A 5,419-nucleotide genomic window follows, 5' to 3' on the forward strand; every position below is an offset into this window, starting at 1 on the left:
TACGATGAACGATTTCAATAAGCGTAAATAATCGTTTTCAGAATCCAGTCGGGCTTTCCGATATTCAGTGGACCAACAAATACTTAACCCATGGCTCATCTGAAACTCTTTGTGATCTGTATCCTTCTGCCATCATTGATGATGGCCCAAACTGTTCCCAATAGCGGATTTGAAGAGTGGGAGGCCACTCCACAATCTACCCTGGAACCTGTGGGCTGGGATTCGGACAATACTCAATTGACCACGAGTACCAGTCAAGATACAGAGGCCTATTCTGGAAACTACGCTATGCGCGTACAGGCTGTGGACATGGGATTGGGCTCTTATGGGGAAGCACAGACCTTGATAGAGATGGGCGGATTACCGGATGGACTTTTGTTCATGGCCAAGTGGTGGCGCACATATTCGGCTGCAGTGGGTGTGCAGGCAGAGTTCTATAATGAGAACGAGATGGTGCACACCGACTATTGGTTACCAGAAGACACGGCCAGCACATGGACCCAGATCAGTATCGCCTTCCCACCTATAGACATTGCAACGACCCATTGCATTCTGCGCGTCTATGCAGCCGTAGGGGACCTCGTGCCCGGTGATGGATGGCTGTCAGTTGATGATATGGACTTCGGTGTGGTGACTTCATTGGAAGAGCTGAGTATTGACGGGATAAAGCTTTTTCCCAACCCTGCAACTGATCATCTGCGAGTCGAGATCAACTCACCTCATAGGTATGAGATTTTTGATGACCTTGGGAGAAGGGTTTTAGATGGAAGAACCTCTAGCACCATTGAAGTGTCTGAACTTCGAGAAGGGAGATATTCGCTGTTGCTCCTGACTGATGAAGGCATTAGAAGCACTCAGAGCTTTCTGATTCAGAGGTAATGGACGGCCAAACAAGACCGAGGGCCTAGCAGTTCCGGGCTTCGAGAGCCTCAGCCCTCTCATAAGGGATAAATAAGGAGCACCCTGAGATACTCGAAGGGCGCTCCGAGCCCATCGTTCGAACGGTGTCAGATAAAAATTTCTAAGTGCGCTCCAATAGGCCCATTCTGAAGTCTTTACAAACTGACTCAGAGCTTCTTCAACAGACTCCCCATGCTCACCTTGTCCTTGATGTAATCATAGACCTTGTCAATGGCGATACGTTCCTGCTTCATGCTATCCCGCTCGCGTATGGTCACTGCCTTATCATCCAAAGAATCATAATCCACGGTGATGCAATACGGTGTTCCTAATGCGTCATGTCTGCGGTAGCGCTTACCCACCGTGTCCTTCTCATCATACTGACAATTGAAGTCATACTGGATGTCCTGAAGGATCTTACGGGCCAAATCCGGCAGTCCATCTTTTCTGACCAATGGAAGCACTGCTACCTTCACAGGAGCGAGTGGAGCAGGGATACGCAGCACCGTTCGTTCCGAGCCATCATCCAGTTTCTCTTCGGTATAGGCCGAGCTCAGAACCGCTAAGAACATCCTATCTAATCCGATAGAGGTCTCCACAACGTAGGGTACATAGTTCTTCTCCTGTTCTGGGTCGAAGTACTGCAGCTTCTTCCCACTGAATTCTTCATGTGCCTTGAGATCGAAGTCGGTGCGCGAGTGGATGCCTTCCAATTCCTTGAAGCCCATAGGGAAGTCGAATTCTATATCAGCTGCCGCATTGGCGTAGTGGGCCAGCTTGACGTGGTCGTGGAAACGGTATTTATCATCTCCGAGTCCGAGTGCCTTATGCCACTTCAGTCGCTCCTCTTTCCATTGTGCATAGAAGTCGAGTTCAGTTCCGGGCTTGACGAAATACTGCATCTCCATCTGCTCGAACTCGCGCATACGGAAGATGAATTGACGGGCCACGATCTCATTACGGAATGCTTTCCCTATCTGTGCGATTCCGAAGGGGAGTTTCATCCTTCCGGTCTTCTGCACATTGAGGTAATTGACAAATATGCCCTGAGCGGTCTCAGGTCGTAGGTAGATCGTACTGGCATCTCCAGCCACAGAGCCCAACTCGGTCCCGAACATGAGATTGAACTGACGCACATCCGTCCAATTCTTGGTACCGGATACCGGACAGACGATACCCAGATCCTCTATCAATTGCTTGACCCCGGCCAGGTCATCGGCATTCATGGCTTCGCTGAAGCGCTGTTGGATATCCTCGATCTTGGCCTTGTTGCGCAGTACGTTCGGATTGGTGGCCAGGAATTGCTCTTCATCAAAAGCATCACCAAATCGTTTCTTCCCCTTGGCTACATCCTTCTTGATCTTGGACTCATACTTGGCCATATGGTCTTCTATCAGGACATCGGCACGATAGCGCTTCTTGCTATCCTTATTGTCGATCAAAGGGTCGTTGAAAGCATCTACATGACCACTGGCCTTCCAAGTGGTGGGGTGCATGAAGATGGCCGCATCTATGCCCACGATGTTCTCATGGTTCTTGACCATGGCATCCCACCAGTACTGCTTGATGTTGTTCTTCAGTTCTGAGCCATTCTGCCCATAGTCATAGGTGGCACCGAGTCCATCGTATATCTCACTCGATGGGAATACGAATCCATACTCCTTAGCATGGGATATCACTTTCTTCAGTAGGTCGTCATTTGCCATGCCGCAAAGGAAAACTTTTGGAGCGGTAATTTCAATGCCTATGGAGGATGGAAAAAGCTTGGAAAAGAGCGGGCTATTCGACAGTGAACATGAGTTCTCTCGGGCCATCGACACCGATCAAGCGCAGAAGATATTGACCCCTTCCAAGATCCTGCCGGTCGATGGTCAGGCTGGGAGCATGAGCTTCGACCTGTACGAGTCTGATCGATCTTCCTAGTAGATCGAGAATCTCCGCGCTGTAGAACTGATGAAGATCTGGCAACATCAAGCGCGCTCTATCCTTCATCGGATTGGGGAAGAGGAGCAGTGGACCGTCTGAGAATTCGCTCAAACTATTGACTACAATGAAGACCGATGAGGAGGCATCCATACAGGGAAAATCGATACCGACCTGTACAGAGTATTCACCGGACTCCAAGGCCATATATTCCTGAGTAGTTGCCCCAGAAATCGCCTCTCCATTCAAGAACCATTGATAGCTATCCCCTTCAGAAGCGGTCAATTGCGCTCCATCTTGGCTGAAGGAGACCTGGAAGAGACTGCAATCATATATGGTGCTCCACGTGGTATTGGTCACGATAGGAGGATTGTTATCGAAGAATATGTGAGCCGTGTTATTCAATTGGGTCAACAGCGGGAGCTCCATCTGTGGCCTGATCTTGAAAGACACCAGACCATGACTCTCGGGTTCATTGTTGACTGAATCAGGGAGCATGATATTCTCGAAATAGAAATCCACTTCTCTGGATTGTGGGTCGATGGTCGTGTTGACCGAATGGGAATTTGCCACCAATTCAAATGTGCTCAGGTCCAAGTTGACATCCAGAGTGTCGATGATACGCACATCCGTTGCAGGGGCATTTCCTGTGTTCTGGAATCGGATGAGATATTCCAGCACCGTATCATTTTGGATATAGTGCATCTCAGAGTATCCTTGAGGAAATACTTGCTTGTCATTGGGGTCATAGGCGCAGGTGAGTTCTACTTCAATGGCCTCTTCACCATAAGCGACCGTATCAGTGCCATTCAGCCCCCAAATTGTAGCTGAACTGAACAGGAATTCTCCAATAAGGTCCACGGTGGGCGTGAGTAATAAGACTTGATAGCAGCGCTGCTCATTGGGAAGAAGGTCTTCGAAACTGAACCAGATCGAATGAGCTGATGCAGAGTCGATAGGGGTCACCTCGCTATAGCCTTGGAACAGACTATCGAATTGGAATTCGATAAGTCCATCGAAGGATAGGTTACCTAGATTCTGGAAACATATGTAATGGCTACGGAACACATCGCAGGCATATCCTTGACCGGGGGGATAGAAATGCATGTCGACCTCGAATAAGGGTTCTTCATCCGACAGACCGAAATCGACCATAGAAGCACTTCCTGCACCCACTGCGGTGGACACGGATTGAGGTGTGATATGGAAAGGAAAGACCGTATTGCTTTCTACGGTCAAGATATAGTCCCCAGCTCCTACAGAGGAGAAATGATAGACACCGTCCTGATTGCTGATGGCCATTATTCCTAGCGGCTCAAGGATCACCACCTCACCGGCCAGCCCATAATCCGCTCCATCAAGAATCCCGTTCTCATCTACATCATGATAGACCGTGCCTTGGATAAGGTATTGGCAGGAAGAATCTTCGCACAGAGCTTCTGGGTCGAAGTTTTCCGCTAAAGGGTCTGTACATCCACACGAGGAATAGCAACAGCTGCCATCTTCGATGATCGCGCTGGGGAGGTAGTTGCAAGCAACAGGGTCGGTACATCCCCCACCGACAGTCAATTCGAAAGCACACGTTGAAGTGAGTCCACTCGCATCGATGGCAGTCAATGTGACCAACACTGGATCGGTAGAAGCCGGGAGATTCGTGCCGGGAAGTGGGTCTTGGCTGACAAGGATATTGCCGGTCGCGGTGCAATTATCGGTGACGAGGACCTCTGAGGTGAAATCTTCTAAGACATATGAGCCACTTGCATTCAGCGATACCAAGGTGTCACCGGGACAAAGGCTTATCAACGGTGCTGTTTCGTCAATAGCTTCCACTACAAAAACACATGTGCTTAGATTCCCTTGCTCGTCCTGTACAGAGATGGAGATGGTCTGTGTTCCGAAGAAATTGGTACCAGCTACTGGACTTTGAGTGATGATCAGATCATCTACTGCGGTAGAATCATCTACGGCCATGACCTGGTCGGAATAATCCCAAACAATGGATTCACAGTCAGAGTTAACGATGACAGAAGTATCTGGAGGGCATACGGTAATGACCGGTGGATTGACATCCCAGGGTTGACACCCCTGGGCATAGAGCGTGCTATCCCCACCATTTCCTTCCAGTGTGAAATCGAATGTGATGCTGCCGGTAGGAGAAGACATGTTGGCCGAATAATCTCCTTCCAGCAATTCTTCGACACATGACCCAGTAGAGATGAGAGACCCCATTCCATCCAACCACTCATAGCTCACAGGTTCTTCCCAGCAATACGGAGGTGTCATGCATGCCGTTCCAGAATCGATATCTCCTCCGTCCAAGTCTATGTAGGTCAATTGACCATCAAATTGCAGTTGACCATTGCAGATCCAATCTTCGGAGACAAAACTGACCTCAGACGATTCAAAGACCTCTGCGTTCAACTGGATCTCATTGCCATTGCTTTCGGCAACGAACAGCGTGTAGACATCAGGGCAAAGTCCGCCAAGATTCATTTGATCGGAAGTGAATCCATTTGGGCCTATCCACGTGAAGGAGTAAGGCGCCACGCAACCACTGATAGTTACTTCTACGAAACCATCACAGCAACTAGAGCAT

Annotated in this window: 3 protein-coding genes; 1 reads left to right on the forward strand and 2 read right to left on the reverse strand. The window is 49.2% G+C overall.

Features of this window, described 5'->3' with window-relative positions; all coding sequences use genetic code 11:
- Positions 1-90 precede the first annotated feature (90 nt).
- Positions 91-879, forward strand: a complete 789-nt coding sequence (locus tag HKN79_12365; protein NNC84361.1) for a T9SS type A sorting domain-containing protein — start codon at positions 91-93, stop codon at positions 877-879.
- 188 nt (positions 880-1,067) lie between these two features.
- Here HKN79_12365 and HKN79_12370 read toward each other — a convergent pair whose 3' ends face one another.
- Together HKN79_12370 and HKN79_12375 are read right to left on the reverse strand one after the other, a co-directional pair.
- On the reverse strand, positions 1,068-2,606 hold the full coding sequence (locus tag HKN79_12370) for a glycine--tRNA ligase (GenBank protein ID NNC84362.1): 1,539 nt from the start codon (positions 2,604-2,606) through the stop codon (positions 1,068-1,070).
- A 73-nt stretch (positions 2,607-2,679) separates the two neighbouring features.
- The coding region (locus HKN79_12375; GenBank protein NNC84363.1) for a hypothetical protein at positions 2,680-5,419 on the reverse strand (2,740 nt) is incomplete at its 5' end.

Source organism: Flavobacteriales bacterium, from assembly GCA_013001705.1.
In the GTDB taxonomy this organism is placed as follows: domain Bacteria; phylum Bacteroidota; class Bacteroidia; order Flavobacteriales_D; family JABDKJ01; genus JABDLZ01.